At 41.3% G+C, this 19416-nt stretch carries 18 protein-coding genes; 5 read left to right on the forward strand and 13 right to left on the reverse strand.

All coding sequences use genetic code 11. The features are described 5' to 3' along the window. Positions 1–42: 42 nt before the first annotated feature. A complete protein-coding gene (locus GQR89_RS10365) occupies positions 43–555 on the reverse strand; it encodes a hypothetical protein (RefSeq protein ID WP_158769976.1) in 513 nt (170 codons plus the stop codon). Between the two features lie 496 nt (positions 556–1051). Between GQR89_RS10365 and GQR89_RS10370 the strand changes: the two genes are divergently transcribed. Both GQR89_RS10370 and GQR89_RS10375 read left to right on the forward strand, forming a co-directional pair. Next, complete coding sequence (locus GQR89_RS10370; protein ID WP_158769977.1) at positions 1052–2836, forward strand: alpha-amylase family glycosyl hydrolase; 1785 nt, start codon at positions 1052–1054, stop codon at positions 2834–2836. A 339-nt stretch (positions 2837–3175) separates the two neighbouring features. Continuing rightward, on the forward strand, positions 3176–5623 hold the full coding sequence (locus GQR89_RS10375) for a membrane-bound PQQ-dependent dehydrogenase, glucose/quinate/shikimate family (protein WP_199271310.1): 2448 nt from the start codon (positions 3176–3178) through the stop codon (positions 5621–5623). A gap of 85 nt (positions 5624–5708) precedes the next feature. On the opposite strand, the gene GQR89_RS10380 is transcribed toward GQR89_RS10375, so the two are convergent. After that, a complete protein-coding gene (locus GQR89_RS10380; RefSeq protein WP_158769978.1) occupies positions 5709–6950 on the reverse strand; it encodes a site-specific integrase in 1242 nt (413 codons plus the stop codon). A 486-nt stretch (positions 6951–7436) separates the two neighbouring features. Here GQR89_RS10380 and gnd point away from each other — a divergent pair, with 486 nt between their 5' ends. Further along, on the forward strand, positions 7437–8906 hold the full coding sequence (gene gnd / locus GQR89_RS10385) for a decarboxylating NADP(+)-dependent phosphogluconate dehydrogenase (RefSeq protein ID WP_158769979.1): 1470 nt from the start codon (positions 7437–7439) through the stop codon (positions 8904–8906). 552 nt (positions 8907–9458) lie between these two features. Next, complete coding sequence (locus tag GQR89_RS10390) at positions 9459–10265, forward strand: TlpA disulfide reductase family protein (RefSeq protein ID WP_158769980.1); 807 nt, start codon at positions 9459–9461, stop codon at positions 10263–10265. Between the two features lie 34 nt (positions 10266–10299). Here the strand turns inward: GQR89_RS10390 and GQR89_RS10395 are convergent, their stop codons facing one another. Both GQR89_RS10395 and GQR89_RS10400 read right to left on the reverse strand, forming a co-directional pair. Then, complete coding sequence (locus GQR89_RS10395) at positions 10300–10560, reverse strand: TIGR03643 family protein (RefSeq protein WP_158769981.1); 261 nt, start codon at positions 10558–10560, stop codon at positions 10300–10302. A 1398-nt stretch (positions 10561–11958) separates the two neighbouring features. After that, positions 11959–12183, reverse strand: a complete 225-nt coding sequence (locus GQR89_RS10400; RefSeq protein ID WP_158769982.1) for a hypothetical protein — start codon at positions 12181–12183, stop codon at positions 11959–11961. 429 nt (positions 12184–12612) lie between these two features. Between GQR89_RS10400 and GQR89_RS10405 the strand changes: the two genes are divergently transcribed. Continuing rightward, positions 12613–12918, forward strand: a complete 306-nt coding sequence (locus GQR89_RS10405) for a hypothetical protein (RefSeq protein ID WP_158769983.1) — start codon at positions 12613–12615, stop codon at positions 12916–12918. Positions 12919–13568: 650 nt separating this feature from the next. On the opposite strand, the gene GQR89_RS10410 is transcribed toward GQR89_RS10405, so the two are convergent. The 9 genes from GQR89_RS10410 to GQR89_RS10445 all read right to left on the reverse strand — a co-directional run bounded on the left by GQR89_RS10410 (position 13569) and on the right by GQR89_RS10445 (position 19376). Continuing rightward, positions 13569–13841, reverse strand: a complete 273-nt coding sequence (locus tag GQR89_RS10410; RefSeq protein WP_158769984.1) for a hypothetical protein — start codon at positions 13839–13841, stop codon at positions 13569–13571. A gap of 169 nt (positions 13842–14010) precedes the next feature. Beyond that, positions 14011–14514 carry a hypothetical protein gene (locus GQR89_RS10415; RefSeq protein WP_158769985.1) on the reverse strand — a complete coding sequence of 168 codons (504 nt, stop codon included), beginning with the start codon at positions 14512–14514 and terminating at the stop codon, positions 14011–14013. A gap of 86 nt (positions 14515–14600) precedes the next feature. After that, positions 14601–15062, reverse strand: a complete 462-nt coding sequence (locus tag GQR89_RS10420; RefSeq protein WP_233268938.1) for a DUF6678 family protein — start codon at positions 15060–15062, stop codon at positions 14601–14603. A 543-nt stretch (positions 15063–15605) separates the two neighbouring features. Then, on the reverse strand, positions 15606–16037 hold the full coding sequence (locus GQR89_RS10425; RefSeq protein ID WP_158769986.1) for a hypothetical protein: 432 nt from the start codon (positions 16035–16037) through the stop codon (positions 15606–15608). A 115-nt stretch (positions 16038–16152) separates the two neighbouring features. Then, on the reverse strand, positions 16153–16572 hold the full coding sequence (locus GQR89_RS10430) for a hypothetical protein (RefSeq protein WP_158769987.1): 420 nt from the start codon (positions 16570–16572) through the stop codon (positions 16153–16155). A 657-nt stretch (positions 16573–17229) separates the two neighbouring features. Beyond that, a complete protein-coding gene (locus tag GQR89_RS21740) occupies positions 17230–17310 on the reverse strand; it encodes an IS3 family transposase (protein WP_370461074.1) in 81 nt (26 codons plus the stop codon). Further along, positions 17311–18090 (reverse strand): IS3 family transposase, encoded by a 780-nt coding sequence (locus GQR89_RS10435; protein ID WP_158769988.1) that lies wholly within the window; start codon positions 18088–18090, stop codon positions 17311–17313. Next, positions 18087–18317 (reverse strand): transposase, encoded by a 231-nt coding sequence (locus GQR89_RS10440; protein ID WP_255455621.1) that lies wholly within the window; start codon positions 18315–18317, stop codon positions 18087–18089. Before GQR89_RS10440 ends, GQR89_RS10435 begins: the two co-directional genes overlap by 4 nt. A gap of 192 nt (positions 18318–18509) precedes the next feature. After that, the gene (locus GQR89_RS10445) at positions 18510–19376 is read right to left on the reverse strand and encodes a hypothetical protein (protein WP_158769990.1); all 867 of its coding nucleotides are present in this window, start codon (positions 19374–19376) and stop codon (positions 18510–18512) included. Between the last annotated feature and the right edge of the window lie 40 nt (positions 19377–19416).

The following is a 19416-nucleotide window of genomic DNA, read 5'->3' on the forward strand; positions in this document are numbered from 1 at the left end:
CAACAATGGTGATATCCCGTTGATGTGTAAATCCTTATGGGATCACAAGCTCGAAGTCACTGACTCCGCTGTTTCGCTTAAAATGTCATTTACTTGTTGAGTTTTTTCATGAGAAGGTGTGCTCACCACTACAACCCATTTGCCTTCTTGTGTAGCCTCTCGAGTTTGATTGACAACGCCATCTTGGTCAGGTCTAAGAGAAACCAATCCCGCTAACATCAAACCAAAAAAGAATCCTAGCACTGATAGAGCAATAGCAGTCATTACTGGGCTTGCCTGAGTATAGGCAGGGCCATAAAAAGCCAAAATACCCGCGCCAAATAACCCCAGAATTACACCAAATAATGCAAATGACAGATGAGCTTTAAGCATAAAAGTACCAACTTGTTTATCGTTTTTTTCCAACTTTTTATCAAAGTCATTGTCATGCGGTGCAACAAGTTTAGTCACGGTCCTTGATAAACCTGAATTATCAAGCACCGACTGCAGTCCCGCACGCGCTTTAAGTTCATCGGAATAAACTGCGCTTACTTTACCATTAATATCGTTACTCATAATTTACCTCTCATTTGTCAATATAGGGGTGATGACTGATACCATGCTAAGTTGAGCCACCGTTTATTGAAACCGTTACTACGTTAAATCGCCCTCACTGTTTAACGACTTGTTTAACCATACATCGCAAGCCTCATGCCATTTCCCTATAAAACGTTAATAATTTGCTAAACCATAGCTTGTCCGGTTGCTCCGCTAGGCGTTTATCTCGCAGAAGTCATATATTTTTACTTTGCTAAGTGTCACTCATCAGGGCATTTGATAAGTCTTAGAGGACCAGATATCGGTAAATTTTACTGACCTCTGGAAAATATTTATATCCACTTAGGAAAATTTGTTTAGCTACAAGCAAATTTTTTTTTGCATACAATCACCGTCAACCCGAATGAAATAGCGTTAATATCAGGAGTTATTGACTTTTACCGCTAAATTTTACAACTTGGCGCGTATTACGCTTGTGGTTGGGTTCATCAAATTTCTTTTCCCGAGAGCGAATATGACAAACAATCACGATCAATCACTAGGTCTTTTCAAAACAGATAAAAGCTACGACGTAAGTGTGTGGGCACCTAATGCGGCTAAGGTTTCTTTTCGTGGCGAATTTGATAACTGGAGCGAAAACGGGGTTTCTTTACAGGCGATTGATGACGGTATTTGGCAAGGCTCTATTCCTAACCTAAAAAATACACAGCAATACCAGTTTAGTATCACCACTGATGCCGGTGACATATTAAAACGTAACGACCCTAGAGCACGCCTTTTAACGAATAGCGTTGGTTCATCAGTGGTATTTGATGACGACTACGTTTGGCCCGATTCGGTATTTTCCATGGCTAATACTAACGCGCTTATCATTTACGAACTACATATCGGGACATTCAATTGCACTAACAAATCTCAAGACCAACCCGGTACCTTTGCCAGCGCAATAGAGAAATTAGATTACCTAGTAGAGCTCGGCGTCAATTGCATTGAAGTGATGCCAGTAAATGAATTCGCTGGTGATTTTAGTTGGGGTTATAACCCCGCTTATCCCTTTGCTGTCGAAGAAGCCTACGGTGGACCGACCGGATTGAAGGACTTGGTAAAAGAAGCGCACGCCCGCGATATTGCAGTGGTACTCGACGTGGTTTATAACCATTTCGGTCCGAGTGATTTACATCTTTGGCAATTTGACGGCTGGTCTGAGAATGATAAGGGCGGGATCTATTTCTATAACGACTGGCGCAGTGACACGCCTTGGGGTGATACGCGTCCAGATTATGGGCGTCCGCAAGTACGTAAATACATTTTTGACAATGCCATGATGTGGCTTGAAGAATTTAGGCTTGATGGCCTACGTATGGACATGATCCCGTATATGCGCTCAGTGTCAGGCTCTGAAGATCCGGGTGACTGTATTGAGGAAGCGTATGATCTGATACGCTGGATAAACTCGGAAGTGAAGAACCGTTATCCAAATAAGATGGTGGTAGCGGAAGATTTACACGGCAACGACTTTGTCACTGATTTAACAGACCATGGAGGCTTGGGTTACACGGCCCAGTGGGACGCTGATTTTGTTCATCCCGTGCGCGATGTCCTCACCCAACCTGACGACAACGATCGAGACCTATCCTTAGTTGAAAAAGCCTTAACTCGGAAATATTCAGGCAACGCATTTTCCCGGGTGGTTTATGTTGAGTCTCATGACGAAGTAGCTAACGGTAGCGCGCGATTAGCAGAAGAGATTGCACCTGGTAACGTAGACCAAGACTATTTCGCTCGTCAACGCTCTGTAATTGGTGCTGCGTTAACATTAACAGCCCCAGGCATACCTATGTTATTTCAAGGTCAGGAGCTATTAGAAGACTTGTGGTTCGATGATAAAGACCCAATTGATTGGTCGCGACTTGAGCAATTCCCCCAGTTAAATCAAGCCTACAAAGCATTAATTGCACTGCGTAAGGAATACAGTAGCTTACACAGCGACAGCATTCAAATAATGCATAGAGATCACTCAAACAATATTTTGGCCTATCAACGAGGAAATACCGAGGCCCATGATCAAGGACATCAGCACAATGCTGGACCACTTTTGGTTGTAATCAATTTCAAAAATCAGCGTATTGATGACTATGAATTGGCCGGTTTTGACAATCGACAATGGGAATGTTTATTTAATTGGCAAAACGGCTTTCACCAACCCGAGCAGTTTTCGTTTAAACACCGAGATGATGAACAGTACGGATTGTTAAACATTGCAGAATATCAGGTACTGATATTAAAACGGGTTAACTGATCCCGTTGGGTTCTTTTAACAGGCGGGCTTTTTAATACATTGAAGTATTCCATTGATATTGTCTTGCTCGCCTTATTAAACATATTCTTGTTTCAAGGCCACTTTTATAGCTAATTAACCTCGGTAATTTTTACAATATCGCTGCAACGATTTCACATACGTATGCACGCACCTTGCTCTATCCCTTGCTCTAACTGGTATTTGCCTTGGTGCATGGTTTGCATCTATTCATATAAGAAACACCCATCCCTTACAGTGCATACCTCATGCGTGTCAATGAGAATGAATAGGTGTTGAATTTAATCCGCTTTCGAACTTCAACAGTAAGGAAAACACACCATGCCTTCTTCCTCCAATAAACATATTCTAGACTGGCCGCTTAGAGTATTCGCCGTGTTATCGTTTTTAATAGGATTGTACTTACTTATAGGCGGTCTATGGCTAATTTTTGAAAATGGGTCCTACTATTACGCATTAGCAGGGGCAACTTTGCTGGTGAGCAGCACATTGCTCTATTTTAAACAGCAGCTGGGTTTATGGTTTTTTGCCTTGTTATTTATTGGCACCTTAGGTTGGACCGCTTGGGAGTCAGGCTTGGATTACTGGCGCTGGGTTCCAAGAATGGGCATCCCTGTAACGTTGGGCTTTGTCTTGGCTTTATTACTGCCAAGTTTAGGCATTTCTAAGCGGGCTAGTTTTTCATTAGCGGGTGCATTCGCAGTATTGTTTATTGGAGCTTTTAGCATGGCGTTTATCCCAACAAACTGGACACACAATGCCCAACCCCCCCTAGCAGGTACAAGCTTAATCAAATTAGGCGAGCACAACGGCGTGGCGGATGTTTCAGACGACGATTGGCCAGTCTACGGTCGTGACAACAACGCTAGCCGATATTCTCCTGTCACTGATATCACCTCCAGCAATGTATCCTCCTTAAAAAAAGTTTGGCAATACAGAACCAAAGACATTCCTGCTAAGCGCTATGGGGCCGAAACCACTCCGATTAAAATTGCCGACCGTTTATATTTGTGCAGTGCGCGTAATCAGATCATCGCTCTATCTGCACAGACGGGTAAAGAATTATGGCGATATAACCCAAACATAGCTGATAAAGACATCCCCTACACAGCAGCTTGCAGAGGTGTGGCTTACTACAAGCTACCTGACATGAATGATGATGCTGAACAGCGAAGCGATGATAACCCAGTACTCAATGCTTCATTGCCTGACGCTGCATTTTGTCGCGAACGTATTATTAGCGGCACCCTTGATGGCCGTATTATTGAAGTAGACGCTAATTCTGGTCGCCCTTGTAGTGATTTTGGTGACAATGGCCAGGTTGATATCAAGCAACATATGGGCAAAACGCCGAGTGGTTTTGTTGCTATTACCGGCGTACCTGTTGTTGTTCAAGGCGTAATCATTACAGGCCATCAAGTGTTAGACGGACAAAAACGCTATGCGCCCTCTGGCGTTATTAAAGGGTTCGATGCTAAAACGGGTGAGCTACGTTGGGCATGGGACATGGTCAAAACAGATATTGATACATACCCGTCACCAGGAGAAACCTATACCAGAGGTACACCTAATATGTGGACATCGGCCACAGGTGACAATGATTTAGGCTTGGTTTATCTGCCCATGGGCAATTCATCGGCCGATTACTGGAGTAGCTCTCGCACTGAGGCTGAAATTAAATATGCCACGTCATTGGTAGCAATTAATGTCAACACGGGTAAGCCGGCTTGGTCATTTCAAACCGTTCACAAAGATGTATGGGATTACGACCTTGGATCACAAGTCAGTTTAATTGATTACCCCTCCCAAAAAGGGTTGGTGCGAGCATTAGTACTGACCAGTAAACAGGGGGAAATCTATATTCTTAACAGAGAGACAGGAGAAGCCCTTACTGGCGTAGAAGAACGCAAGGTGCCAACAGGTGGCGTCGCACCAGAGAAACGAGCAAGTACACAACCGTTCTCCACTTTTCATACCTTACGTAAGCCAGACTTAACTGCTCGCGACATGTGGGGCGTAACTATGTTCGACCAATTGGCTTGTCGGATACAGTTTCAAGCAGCCAGTTACGAGGGCATTTATACACCGCCTACCACTGACCAACACTGGATACAGTATCCTGGTTACAACGGTGGATCTGATTGGGGGAGCGTAGCCATTGATCCAAGTCGTGGTGTGTTGATCGCCAATTACAATGATATGCCTAATTACAATCGCTTAGTGTCACGAGAAGAAGCCAATGAACGAGGCTGGAAACCAAGAGACGAAATGGATCATGATGATGGCGGTGCGGAAGGCGCTGGCGATCCACAGCAAGGTACACCTTATGCCGTGGACGTAAACGCTGGTTGGCGTTTACCCTTTACCGGATTATTGTGTAAACAGCCCCCGTACGGTGGCATTCGCGCAATCAACTTAGAAAATGGGCAAACTCTATGGGACAGACCATTAGGTACTGCGCGTAACAATGGACCTTTCGGCATCGCCTCAGGCCTGCCAATTACTATTGGCACGCCTAATAACGGCGGCAGTGTGGTCACTAAAAGTGGTCTCATTTTCATTGCTGCAGCCACAGATAACCTGATTAGAGCCATTGATATCAATACCGGTGAAACGCTGTGGCAAGATGTTCTTCCTGCAGGCGGACAAGCAAACCCTATGTTATATCGCGAAAACGGTAAGAGCTATTTAGTCATAGTGGCAGCAGGTCATCATTTTATGGAAACACCACCAGGCGACTACGTTATCGCATATGCTCTTGATGATTAGTTGTTTTTCTATTAGATCTAATTGCTTGCAGCCATCCTTTAAATAAAGGTGGCTGCGCTTAAATTTAGCTCAGCTTAATCAAAAACTACAAAGCACGGGTGACAGTTGATTTAGCTTGTTGCTGGATATCGGTAGAAATATAAACTGACAGCGTTGACAAGTCTGCATGACCAGCATTTTTCATCACCACCTGTAGTGGCGTACCTGCTGCAATTGAGGTGGTGATACCTGTATGTCTCAGGGAATGAACACTAAATTCCCGTAGCTCATGAGCTTCATGGGGGGCGCTATTTTCAAGTACATCGGCTGTTGTATCAAATACAGTTCGCACTATGCTACGTATCGCTTCAATGCCCAGTTGTGCATTTAAAATACCCGCTTCTCGCCCATGTGTGCCAGCCTTGTGGCGCACAAACAGTGGCACGCGCTCATCGGGTTCGGGGAGATCAGATAAACCTAAGTAACGGCGATAGTCCATTAAGCAGACCATTAACTCGTCAGGGCAGGGGATCATGCGACTCTTGCCGCCCTTACTGCGGGGAATTTTAAAAACCCATTGCCCACTTCTGTGCTTTATAAAGCTACTCATCATGGGCGTGTATCCGGGCCTAGCGGCAATTTCTGACACTCTAGGGTAAAGTAAATACAATAAGGCGAATAACAAACGGGTTCGTTGGTGTTTCTCTGGCTGTGTCGTCCCAAGATGATTCACTTGCTGCCACACGCTTTTCCACTGTAATTCACTTAATGCTTTTTCTTCGTCTGGTGATTCAATAACGTGGGTATTATTGACGTTCAGCCTACGTAATAAGACCGCAGCAGGATTTTTGTCACAGTATTCCATATCGCTAAGAAACAAGAAAAAACCACTCAGCAAAGAAAGTTGTGCTTTTAAGGTTGCTGTCTTTCGCACATAACGTGTGCCATCGCGCAATACAAATGGCTGCCATTTGGGGTTAGGGGCTAGCGTTTTGTGTTGTCTGTCCTCAATAAAAAACGGGTATGAGGCATGTGTGACTAAATGCAGGGGAGGCTGGTTGCAAAAATCTACAAACTTGCGAAGTAACACCCTATCTACGTCAGCTATTGAGCAGCGTTTCACAAACCATGCCCAATTAAAAAGCAGATTAAGTTCACTGCGTATGGACTTGAAATTATTTGGGTTAAAGCGATTTTCACTGAGATATTCTATGGCTAACTCGTAACTGTAAGCAGCGTCACGAATAATGAGGTCAAGCGCCATCACCTGCTGATTGATATATAACACGCCTACATCAAGTTGCTCAGCGTGTGGGAATAATGGAATAAATTCGGCGGGCTCGGACATATATATTGACACATTATAATAAAAACACGGTGCAGCTTATATTAACTGTGTTTTTATACAGTTAATAGTGATTTGTAAGAATTGGTACTAAATATGACCACAATTAAGCTAAATATATTATTTCTCTACCAATATTGGGAAAAATTTGACGGTTGTAACTGGCATATTTACGGTACTAAATGGCATACTATTCAACCGTAGGACCATTTGTGAAACGGTTGTTGGCAGCGCGGTTGCCAACTAGGTCTACGAGACGTCTTAACGAAACCGCGAGGTAGCACAGATTTGCCAAATTGACGCGGTTACAATGTAGACCGTTAACTGTTGTTAAAACAAGGTTGTATTTAACCTTGATAAATCCGCTTTTTGCCCCCAATAAATAGGCAATGATTCGAACCTAATTAGATTAACTAACCCAGCCCTTATCTTATCAATACCAAGGGCGTGGGTTATTTTTACTCTGTACACGTGATTAAGGAATGTGAAATGAAAAGCAAGTCGGATATCGGTTTAGTTGGTTTAGCCGTAATGGGTGAGAATTTGATCCTTAATATGGAATCAAAAGGTTTTACGGTGACGGCCTATAACAGAAGTCATTCGAAGGTTGAAAAGTTCATTGAAGGCCGTGCCAAAGGTAAGAATATTCGTGGAGCCGACAGTGTAGAAAACCTTGTTAAATCATTATCAACTCCACGTAAAGTAATGTTAATGGTAAAAGCTGGGCAACCAGTAGATGACTTCATTGAACAATTGATACCATTTCTTGATAAAGGCGACGTTATCATAGATGGGGGTAATACCCATTTTCCAGATTCAAACCGTAGAACCGAATACCTAGAGAGCAAAGGCTTATTGTATATTGGTACCGGTGTTTCAGGTGGTGAAGAAGGTGCGTTGAAAGGCCCTTCAATTATGCCTGGCGGCTCCAAGAAAGCATGGCCAATAGTTAAAGATATTCTGCAATCTATTTCAGCCAAAGTCGCTGACGAAAACGGTAACGAAGTCGTTCCTTGTTGCGATTGGGTTGGCGATGCTGGTGCAGGTCACTTCGTGAAAATGGTTCACAATGGTATCGAATACGGCGACATGCAGCTTATTTGTGAAGCGTATCAACTAATGAAAGTCGTACTAGGCTTGAACGCCGATGAAATCCAAAAAGTATTTGCTCATTGGAATACAACTGAATTAGACAGCTACCTTATCGATATCACTAAAGACATTTTTGCCTTTAAAGATGAAAACGGTGAGCCATTAGTAGAGAAAATTTTAGACACTGCAGGTCAGAAGGGTACGGGTAAGTGGACAGGCATAACCGCCTTAGATTTAGGTGTTCCATTAACCCTTATTGCTGACTCGGTATTTGCTCGTTGTATTTCAGCTAAGAAAGAACAGCGCGTAGAAGCCTCAAAAGTGATTACCGGCCCTGAGGTTAGTTTCAACGGTGATAAAGCTGAATTTATTGAAAATCTTCGCCAAGCAGTACTTGCCGCCAAAATCGTATCTTACGCTCAAGGCTATATGCTTATGCAAGAAGCAGCTAAAGAGTACAAGTGGGAATTAAACTACGGTGGCATCGCGTTGATGTGGCGTGGTGGTTGTATTATTCGTTCTGCATTTTTAGGCAAAATTAAAGAAGCATACGATGTTGACCCTAAACTTGAGAACTTATTACTGACGCCTTATTTCAAAGATACCGTTGAATCTGCGCAAGCAGGGTGGAGAAACGTAGTAGGCACAGCTGTTATCAACGGTATCGCCATACCGTGCTTAAGCTCAGCGTTAACCTATTTTGATGGTTTCAGAACAGCACGTTTGCCTGCTAACTTATTACAAGCTCAGCGCGATTACTTCGGCGCACATACTTACGAGCGCATTGATAAACCAAGAGGTGAGTTCTTTCACACTAATTGGACAGGTCGCGGCGGTGATACGTCGTCCACGACTTACGACGTGTAACCAGTAAGAGATTCGTTGGGTTTAGGGCAGGGGACAAACTGCTCTTAACCCAATTATATATTTTGCTCATTGTTCGTTGCCAACTAGTCCCTAGTAAATACCTGGATTTAAGCATCTTTGTTACCTTTTCAATTTAAAATCAATTGCCATTAATAAGCGATATTAACAACCGACATATGCATCCTTTCGCGCATAACATCGTTCTATACTTTCGAAAATTAATATTCAATAACCTTCACTGCGGTATCCCGTAGACAACCGATGGGATAAAAAGAGTTTATGGATATTACCGGAGTATTTTATCGTTCCTGACACCCGTATAACGCTAATTATACGGGTATGTATATTACCTATGTTATAAAGCTTATCGTTCAAATATGTGAGTAATCGCTGGCATGGTGATAACGGTATTAATAATGATAAGATGATCATTTGCCCTTTGAAATGTGTATTTGATAGTTAAATTGGGACCGTTTTTCAAATAAGTCAGTGGTTTAATTATGCTATGTCGCCAGTACAATCATCTGGGAACCCTATATAGAGGCCATCTTTATGACGTCAATCACCCTAGGTTCATTCGCACTTCCTTTATCGCCTATCATTTTACTTTTTAGTTTAATCGTAGGGCTAATAGTGGTTGCCGTACTGGGCAAAAAGCAAAGCATCTCTGTGGGTGACTCGTTAATAAACATAGTCATTTACAGCTTAATCGTCGGGCGAGTCGTATTTGTAATACGATTCTTTGAAAGCTACGATTCAGTTTGGCAAATACTCGATATCCGCGACAGAGGATTTGATGCATTTTCTAGTGTTATTTCTGGCGTAATATTTTTAATTATTCAACTTAAGCGTAAACCTGAGCAACGCAGTATTCTTATCAGCGGAGCCGCGACCACATTAATATTATTTACGGTTACTCAGGCCGTCATAAATGCAGGAAACGAACAATCAGCGCTACCAAACTTGTCGTTTTCCACGCCCGAAGGCGTTGATGTAAACCTGCATCATGTTGCCAATCAAAATATTACCGTCGTTAATCTTTGGGCTTCATGGTGTGGGCCTTGTAGACGTGAAATGCCGGTATTATCAGCGGCAGAAAAACGATTTCCTCAAGTTAAGTTCATCATGTTAAACCAGCGTGAGCCAGCATCAACCGTGACCGAGTTTTTAGCGGATATTAATCAGAGCTTTAACTATGTGTTGCTCGACACCAAAGGCGATGTTGCGACTATGATGGGTGCCCATGGTTTACCGATGACGTTATTTTACGATGAGCACGGCACTATGGTATCAAGCCATTTTGGTGAGTTATCTGCGGCCAGTTTGCAAGCCGCGATAGAAAATCTAACTGAGCAGTAGATACTACAGTTGAAGTATTTCTGCGTTAAAAATATCACGCTGAGCGCAGTTTATATTGTGTCGAGCAATAGCCACGCGTAATTAAGGGACTACGTATCTTTTCATGCTTAGTTTTACGACCAGATACACGAGCCCGCCAATTTTTGAATGCCCGGGGGCTTAGTTGTTTTCGCATAAGCTTTATCGTTTGGGTTTCATTCAAACCATATAAAACATTGATAGCTTCGAAAGGAGTGCGATCCTCCCAAGCCATTTCAATTATGCGTGACGTATCAGTATTTTTATTCGAGTCCATTATGTATCCTTATTTATATCTGCCGAGAAGTAGATGGCAAAATCCAGAAATAAAAAATGCTTACAACATTTATCAAGGTCACAGTTCATTACGAGTCAATGCATGTAAATAGTTCACCAGACCACGTAATAAGACAAGTGAAGCCAAACATGAGCGAAGACTTTAAAACAGCACCTATATACTTAGATAATAGAAGCCTACAATTACTGAGCAAGATAAGAAGAAGAGTTAATAAGGAAATATAGTCAATTTAACATAATATACATTATACGAATATTTATATTGTTCTCTGTGTGGGTATTTGGGCTCACTGTTGTAGATAAATATGATTTTTAGGAATCTCACAGCGCTTTAGGAATTGATTGCTCTACCAATACGATAAATTCATCAGTAATTCTATCAGCGTGATATTAATTAGTGTCTTAGCATGGTGACGCTAGCAGTTCGGTTGTCATATGCTCCACGTTGAAAACGAAACCCTCTACGACACTGTGAACTTTGTCAAACTCCTTTTTTAGCTCTATCGGCAACCTCGTATTGCTGGATATATGTTCTGGTTAAATGGCACCAGACTCTTTAATTAGAGACAATTAACCAGAACATAATAAGGTGCAAATATTAGCCGTGACCTAATAATTAATAAACCTGATTGCGGTAAACATCTCATGGGAATTCCAACCATTATTTACCGCGAGATCCAACAAGCCATTGCTTAAATCCTTACGCCTATTTTCGTCCCAACCTTCTCAGACAACAGTTTTGGGTTTAGACGAAATTAAAATGGGCATCAAGCGATGAAACAGATGCAAGGCATTATTAAAACGAAACGCCGTTTTGCTGTCGATGACGATCTGTCTAAGTTTTTGGCCGCGATGATCTCGATTTACTCATGACCTACCTTAGCCGTAAAGTGAATGATAAACGGCTGCTTAAATTAATTAAACGTTACTTGCGAGGTGGAGTTATCGATGTAACCAGCTTGATAGTGAAAGTCGAGTAGGTGTTCCTCAAGGTGAGCCATTATCCCCACTATTGGCGAACATCATGCTCGACCCTTTGGACAAAGAGCTTGAGAAACGCGGCTACCAGTTTGCGCAAAATGCGGAATTAACGGATGATCGGCTATGCTTATAATTGATGTCATCTATGCGCGGTTAAAGTTTTGCAGAGTACGGAACTCGCTCACACAGACTTTCACTATGTCGCTCGACTTAGCCGACACAACACTTGTATTACCCTACCCCATACTTTGTATAACTAATTCAACAGCTATGAATTTAGGGAGATTGCAGGTTTCGTAGGTCGGCACTCTAAAGCGTTTAAGTTCTTTGCTCCGGAAATTTCCTTTTAGCCATGAGGTGCTTTAATTAAGTTGTTCAGGCTGTTCAACGCAACACATTATAAGCGTGTTTTTCTGCTTTCTTCATTAAAAGCTGCTTTGTCCGCATATTGAAAACTTCCAATAATCGCGTAAAAAATAATTGCGGATGCAATTAAGCTACTTCCAATGTTGTGATCTATAGAGTCAGCCCCGCCAACTATATATAACAGTAAGCTTGTTACCGAAAAACAAAATACGTAAATGATTAGCCATGCTAGAAAATTCCCAATGGTAATATGCATATAAGCTCCAATGAATGTTTACGACCTGAACTCACCAATAATCTTTCAACCAAAATTTTTACATCAAGTGCTGAGTTTAGCTTATGTTTGTAAGACCGTATAGTTTGACATTTTGGTGCTGTAGAGCATCAAACGTGTAGCCAAAATAATCGTTATTTACAAATTATCTAAGTGCTTGAGCTCCTTGTATTCGCAAGGATAACGGAGGACGTTTTAAAGTCCGTTAGCTGCTCGAACTTGTCTTAGACAGCCGCACGGCAAAATGGAAACAATAATCTATACAAGTATATTGACCCAGATGGTAAGTTTGCTGAAAGTCCATTTGATGGATTTGCAAAGGTATTTAGTGGATTAAGTAACGAAGCTAAAAGCGCAGGAAATTCTGTAAAACAAGGTGGTAAAATTTTAGCGAATGCTCCAAAAGAAATATTGACTAGTGAGCCTGTAAAGGAAGTTGGTGACCAACTGGGTTATATACCAACGCCAATAACGCAAGGCATCTCAACCGCTATAAATGTTGCTAACATATTAACCGAACCTGAGGGGGTTGCTGGTGACTTAGCTGGTAATAAAGCTAAAGACATGGCTGAGAAAACTAACTTAGGGAAAGGTGGATCGCCAAAGGCTATGGCTTACAATTATCTAGTAGATAAAGCAACGGCCGCTTTTGTTCAATCTGGTGTAGAGCAATTAACTTCTGAGCCGGATACATTGGAGAAAGAACTAAATGAGTAACAAAAAAACTGTAAATGATTTGATCTTATTGTTACTACCAAGTGTAGCGTTAATACTTCACGCAATGTGGTCAATATATAATGGCAGAATTGTAATTAAAGGCGCAACTGAATATGCATATGCTGATTCACCATTTAAATTTGTTTTATTTGTAGTCTTTGAGATCGCACTGTCCGCTTTCGTCATATACCAATTTCTGATTAAAGACAATGAAGAAAGAGACAAAAGTGATTCTTAATCTTGGTAATTAAAAGTCAAATAGACAATAGGATGCACCCACTTTTGAATCCAAAGCCTCGCCCTCGCGGGGCTTTGTTTTATCCAGCATAAGGGTTTGCAAATTCACTTCTTATGACTATGCTGTAACCCACTGTATTAATTAAAAATTATCATCATTTATTAGTGTTGGTAGTTCGTACTAATTTATTTGCAGGCACGATACTATGATCCCATGATGGCTATCAATCTCAACGAGAGAAAATACGCGAATAGCTGAAATGTGCCAATTGCAGAAATTTAGTAGGACTGAGGTGACAGGCAGCTATGAGCGATAAGCGGACATTAATGCTCCGTTAACGGGCGAGCGTAGTTTGCGAGTCCGTGCCAGCGTTGTTTGCTGGCGTTTTCGTTAAACGGCTTGTTATATGCCATTATAAACACCTACCTTCCCGCCCTATTTCGTATTCAGTCAGTTCACGTTTTTCATTTACTTGGAAGGCCAATTTATACACCCAAGATACGCAAACAACGCTATTTTCTTTAGTTTCTTCAAGTACAAGAAAATATCCCTCGTCTCCTTTAGCAACATTAAAGGGAATATTATGAGATGTAGCCCAACGTTCAATATCTTCGTAAGTAGAACCTTTGGGAATCTGAGTTGAAAATTCACTTTTCCAGTATGAAATCCTCTCATCTTCCTTCACTACACGGGAACAACCTAGGACTGAAAATACTACAAGTAATATCGCGATGTATCTCATGGTATATAACGCCCTGTTAACAGGCAATAAAATAGTTGGTTAAAATTAGCGACGAAGGAGCAAAAACCAACTGTTTTTTGTCCTTGTTTAACAGCTTGTTAGGGCTCAGAACTCAATACGAGCGCAATATATTAAACACTGTCTCACTGGCAACAGGAATATCATCACCACGCTGCTCAGAATTAATCATAGTGTGAAACAATACATTCTCTGTTTTATCTTTAGTGGATATTTCACAACCCCCCCAAGTAACTTGTTTAAAATTAGAGAATAAATGAGAACTACAAGAATCATACCCTTGACCTTGATAGTAATCTAAAAACATAATCCGATCTTTTCCAAGAGCCCAATAAGTTGGATCATTTGGTCCCCAGACTCTAATTTTGTCACCTTGTTTAAGTTTGCCTTTGAAAGTTTCAACTGATTCCAACTCCCAAACAATGGCGTCACATTGACTACCACCAAGAACAACAGGAATTGTTTGAACAACTTTAAAGCGAGCAACATCAATCGAATTTTCGTAATGCCATTTTAAATCAATATGCTCAGGAATTTCGCTTCCACAAGCAGCAAGTAATAAAATGAAAATTGATAAAAATGCTTGCTTCATATCCATTGAGCCCTAACGCCTCAAGCAGGGGATTTTATGAGCGCTTTTCAGCGAGTAAAATTCCCGCTGGCTTGGCTTGTTATATGCCATCTTTACTCAAAACCTTTTCGGTCAAGTGGTGAATAACCATAGATTCGCAAAGATGTTGATCCTTTCTCGTATTCAAATCCAATAGACTTGATAAGTGGTTCCAAACGAGCCGAATGATCGGTCGTTACAATCTCGCTGAGGTTGTTTTTAACACTTTCTTCTCTATATTCGATTTCAAACCACATTACACTGAGCATCGGATATGGTAAGTGGTTATACCACTCATTGTCCCAGACGGAAATGTAATCTGAATCGATGCAGTTGAATCTAAAGCCTGGAATCCATTTGGATTCAAATTGAATACTTTCTCGCATGTAAGTAAACAGTTCATTCCATTTTGTATTGTTCGCCAGTCCGACAAGGTTTTCGGCTGCTATTAACTTTTTTAATCGAGGAATTTCGCTAACAAATGGGCGGTCATGTGGGTGTAGTTCGGAATCAGCGTATGGTGCAATATTTTTCACGACTCCCCCGATGGCATATAACGCTTAACATATGGGGCAATTACTTGCTGGCTGTAATGCGCGAAGCGCCAGCCAGTGAGTAATTGTCCCAGCGAGCTTGCGAGCGAAATAATGTTTTTGTTATACGTTGCAGCTAAAATCATCTGCTATACCCCATATAACAGCGGACAAAAACATAACCCAAGTTATCAGAACTACTCGCCGCCGTGCACTAAAATTTGAAACCTGTCTTGCTTCAGGAAAATGCAAAACGTTCATTGGTAGCTTAAGAAAAAAGTTTATGTTGAGATTAACAATGTAAGCCAAGCTAATGCTTAAAATCATTGGGCGGGCTAAGTCTTGCGGACATGAATAATTGACTCCGAACACTATGGCCAACACCAAGTATGTTGCCAGCAATATCCATTTAAGTGATTTATTACTCATTTTCCCCCAACGTATAACGCCCCGTTAACGGGCGAACGTAGTTTGTGAGTCCGTGCCAGCGTTGTTTGCTGGCGTTTTCGTTAAACGGTTTGTTATATTGCATATCACCGCTTTCCATTAGCTATTAATAAGCCGACAACCACCCTTTGGCAATTGACTATCTGATTTGAAAACACACTCAGCTGTTAAACCTTCTGCTAAAGCATATTTATAATTAGTGGGATTCCAAAGCCGAACAGAAGCCATTTTTCCCTTATTAGATAAAAGTCTGACAAACACAAAACCGTAAAGATTGTATTCAACCTTAATTTTTATCTTTTGGTCATTTGCGCTTAGGTCAACATCATCTAAATTAACGCGATACATCCACCCTAACGCCAAACAGCAACTTATGAATACTAGATCAAGCAACTGATTTGGCATTAACGCTAACTGTTGAGCTTCATATCTAAGCTTTGCAAATATAAATATCACTCCCAGGAATACAGTGAGCTTAAGAAGCAAAAAGAGAAGGTTAACTTTGCTTATTTTAAAGTGGTGATAGTCCATCGAATCCTGCTGCAATATAACGCTTCGCATAAACAGCGGAGCAAGTTGGACGCTTTTTTGCGCCGTGTATTTTGCAAAAAACCGGCCTGCTGCGGAGTCAAGTTTGATGCGTTTGTTAGGTAACTTTTATCAAACACTTGATGTGCAACCAAAGGTGATAAAACCCTATTACCAAAGGGCAGATAAAAATATATCCAAATAAATATATTGTTGCATCATCATGCAAGTTTGACTTGCTACTGTTATGAATCAAGTAGATTGAAGCAACAAGCAAAGATCCTACCCCGCACACTAAGAACCAAAGCCTTTTAACAAATTCTACTTTTAGCCCCCAACAAACAGAGGTTAAAGCTATAAAACCCAATATACCAAGTGCACCAAGCAGGACAAAACCTAATGATATAATCAAAGCTTCAGAAAATAGATTCGCAATACCCGAAACAAAAGCCAAAACGGCGAAGCACATTAAAAGTAAAGCGGGAACCCAACCGAATACAATCGATAACCCTATCGTTAATTGCTTCCTAAATTCCATTGGTTACCTAACGCTTATTATCGAGCATGTCGTATATGTAACTTCTCGATTCGGTAGTTTCTTTCGTCATTTTAAGGTCTTACCTTCTGATTTTATTCAGTATTTTTACTATCGTACGAGTAAAACCACTCGAAGTTGCAAAAGCAAAAGGAGACCTCGGTTTAACGAGACTTTTCTGCTTCCTATTAAAAACGATGTGAAAAACATTTTCCATTGTTAAATTAATAACTTAGCGTTTTTAAGAAAAACAAAGCGAGACCAACCAAAATTACATAATAGGAAGCGACATGGGCATTATTCACTAAATCCGATTATACCTGATTTTTTATACAGGCCATTTAAATACAAGATAATTGGCAAGTCAGGGAATTTGTAATCCGTTTAAATGGGATCTTATGGTGCACAAAAAGCTAATGCCGAATGTCCGAAATTGGCACATTTGAGTAGTTCGGCTTTGAGCGAATTGCAGACATATTGGAAATTGTCTGATAGTCTGGATGAAGGTCAGTTTTCGACCCAAAGCAGACCAAATAACTTTGCGGGTTGAACGGTAAATTTGGTGGCAAATGATACGTTTCAGCGAACCTGCCCCCGCAGGTTTCATCACGAATAAATTAACTTTGTTCTGAGGTTGCCACATTTTTTCGGACGATTTAATTAATAGGCATTCGCCTGCTCATATTCTACTGGGCTTACATAGCCCAAATAGGAATGTCGTCGTTGTCGATTGTAAAACACTTAAATATATACAAATATGCTTTGCTTAGCCTGTGAACGCGTAAAGTAGTCTTCATCGTCGGTAAGTTCAGTTTTCAGTGAGCTAAAAAAGCTTTCTGCAACAGCATTATCGTGGCACTCGCCTTTTCGACTCATACTGCACCGCATGTTGTGCTCGTTGAGCAATCTTCGATATTCATTAGAAGCATAGGTACTGCCTTGGTCTGAATGTACAATCACATCCTTAACTTTACCCTGTCGCCAACGCGCCATCATCAAGGCATCACTGACCAGCTTTGTATCATTGCGGTCTGACATGGCCCAGCCAATCACCTTACGTTGATATAAATCGAGCATAATGGCCAAGTACAGCCACCCCTGGCGAGTCCGAATAAACGTTGTATCTGACACCCAAGCTTGATTTGCATTTGTCGTTCTAAAGCAGCGCTTCAAGAGGTCCGGCTCTGGCGATAATGTATTCTTAGAGTTTGTGGTGATGACAAATTTCTTAGCCACTTTAGATTGAATACCGTTCATTCTCATCAGCCTTGCCACGCGTTGGCGGCTAATACTTTCACCATCGACTATCAAATCTTGATGAATGCGCGGGGAGCCATAAATAGAATAACTCGCCTTGTGGAAACAACGGATTTTTGTCACAAGACGACTATTATCTTTAGTCGTTTTACTCGCCGGTCTACCCAGCCAGTCATAGTAGCCGTTTGTCGACACACCAAGCATTGAACACAATATAATCAGTGAATGATTGAGGCGTTGCTCGCGAATAAAGGCATACTTCACTTGAGCTCTTTTGCAAAGTATACCGCTGCTTTTTTTAGGATGTCGACCTCTTCGCGAAGCCGGTTATTTTCTTGCTTCAGTGCTGAAACTTCACTCTGGTTTTCTTTAAGTGGTCGTCCCTTTTTGATGGGGAATGCTTCTTCACCTTTAGATTCAAGCTTTTCTTTCCATTTATAAAGCATATTACGTCGGATACCCAACTCAGCTGGATTAAAGTTAAAAACCATCAGAGAAGATGGCGCGAAGCGTGCTTTTAAATCGATAGAGTCAGGCGATTAATATCGAGTTAACCTTGAACCTACTTGCCGCCTTTGAGCAGAGCTAAAAGGCGGCCTAATACGTAAGCATTTTTAAAGAGTGACTCTTCTCTCAGAGAAAGGTCTGTATCCCAATAATACAAACTATAACATTGTCACATTTTACGAGCCGCCAGAACATGCTGGCAAATTAGCGCCGCCACAATCTTTAATGGTAACAACACCTGTCCTTACAGGAATAAAATATCCGAAAGCACCTATTAAAAGGTTAATATGATTAGCCTGATTTTCAGAACCCACTCGAATATTCAACCCGCTTAGACCGGCTGCGTTCTGCGGGACACTATTATTGTCTGCGTCAATAACCTCAACGATCTCCACTTCAAGATAATCGCCATCACTTGAATCAGCTAAAATTGTCAACTTGATTATTAGCTCACCTCCGGATTCTAAGCCGATCTTAAAGCTGTCTGAAATGCTAGTTTGAATTAAACCAAAAGCCTCCGCTATACTCACTAAAGTGAGCTCAGCTGCACGAAGTTCGCCATACATACTTTCATTTAAAAACGTATTAACATCATTCTGACAAAATGCGCAGTTAACAAATGACCAAGCGTCGATTATTCCAGTTTCTGGGCTAGTAGGAAATACTATGCTATCCGCCTTACTCTTCAAATTCGAAAAGGCGGTTATTAATGCATCCATATGATTCTGAACCGGCTCTGGGGTATTCTGCGCTGAAGTGTATGGCAAAGGAGTGGATGGGTGTGGTGGAGGTAAAGTCGTCATTTGCTTCCAAACTTTGAAAGTTGAGATTTCTCTATTGGACAAGTCTACAATGTTTACTGATTGAGCATTGGCAATACCTAATGACGAATTACTAATATTTTGCATTGCCCAAGTATTTGCCTTAGCGTTTCTTTGTGAATAAGAGCAATCAAAACACTCAACTGAATTGATTGTATTGGCAATGGCTGCTGCACTGCTAGTTAGTGCTAATAGAGCGACAATATTAAGAAAAGATTTCATTTAAAGTTTTCCTTTGAAGGTTATAGTAATGAGAATCATT

It is taken from the genome of Paraglaciecola sp. L1A13, from assembly GCF_009796745.1.
Classification (GTDB): domain Bacteria; phylum Pseudomonadota; class Gammaproteobacteria; order Enterobacterales; family Alteromonadaceae; genus Paraglaciecola.

Coding starts and splice junctions, on each gene's coding strand:
- GQR89_RS10365 (WP_158769976.1), bottom strand. CDS start 555: ATGAGTAACGATATTAATGGTAAAGTAAGCGCAGTTTATTCCGATGAA.
- GQR89_RS10370 (WP_158769977.1), top strand. CDS start 1,052: ATGACAAACAATCACGATCAATCACTAGGTCTTTTCAAAACAGATAAA.
- GQR89_RS10375 (WP_199271310.1), top strand. CDS start 3,176: ATGCCTTCTTCCTCCAATAAACATATTCTAGACTGGCCGCTTAGAGTA.
- GQR89_RS10380 (WP_158769978.1), bottom strand. CDS start 6,950: ATGTCCGAGCCCGCCGAATTTATTCCATTATTCCCACACGCTGAGCAA.
- gnd (WP_158769979.1), top strand. CDS start 7,437: ATGAAAAGCAAGTCGGATATCGGTTTAGTTGGTTTAGCCGTAATGGGT.
- GQR89_RS10390 (WP_158769980.1), top strand. CDS start 9,459: ATGACGTCAATCACCCTAGGTTCATTCGCACTTCCTTTATCGCCTATC.
- GQR89_RS10395 (WP_158769981.1), bottom strand. CDS start 10,560: ATGGACTCGAATAAAAATACTGATACGTCACGCATAATTGAAATGGCT.
- GQR89_RS10400 (WP_158769982.1), bottom strand. CDS start 12,183: ATGCATATTACCATTGGGAATTTTCTAGCATGGCTAATCATTTACGTA.
- GQR89_RS10415 (WP_158769985.1), bottom strand. CDS start 14,514: ATGGATATGAAGCAAGCATTTTTATCAATTTTCATTTTATTACTTGCT.
- GQR89_RS10425 (WP_158769986.1), bottom strand. CDS start 16,037: ATGGACTATCACCACTTTAAAATAAGCAAAGTTAACCTTCTCTTTTTG.
- GQR89_RS10430 (WP_158769987.1), bottom strand. CDS start 16,572: ATGGAATTTAGGAAGCAATTAACGATAGGGTTATCGATTGTATTCGGT.
- GQR89_RS10440 (WP_255455621.1), bottom strand. CDS start 18,317: ATGGTTTTTAACTTTAATCCAGCTGAGTTGGGTATCCGACGTAATATG.
- GQR89_RS10445 (WP_158769990.1), bottom strand. CDS start 19,376: ATGAAATCTTTTCTTAATATTGTCGCTCTATTAGCACTAACTAGCAGT.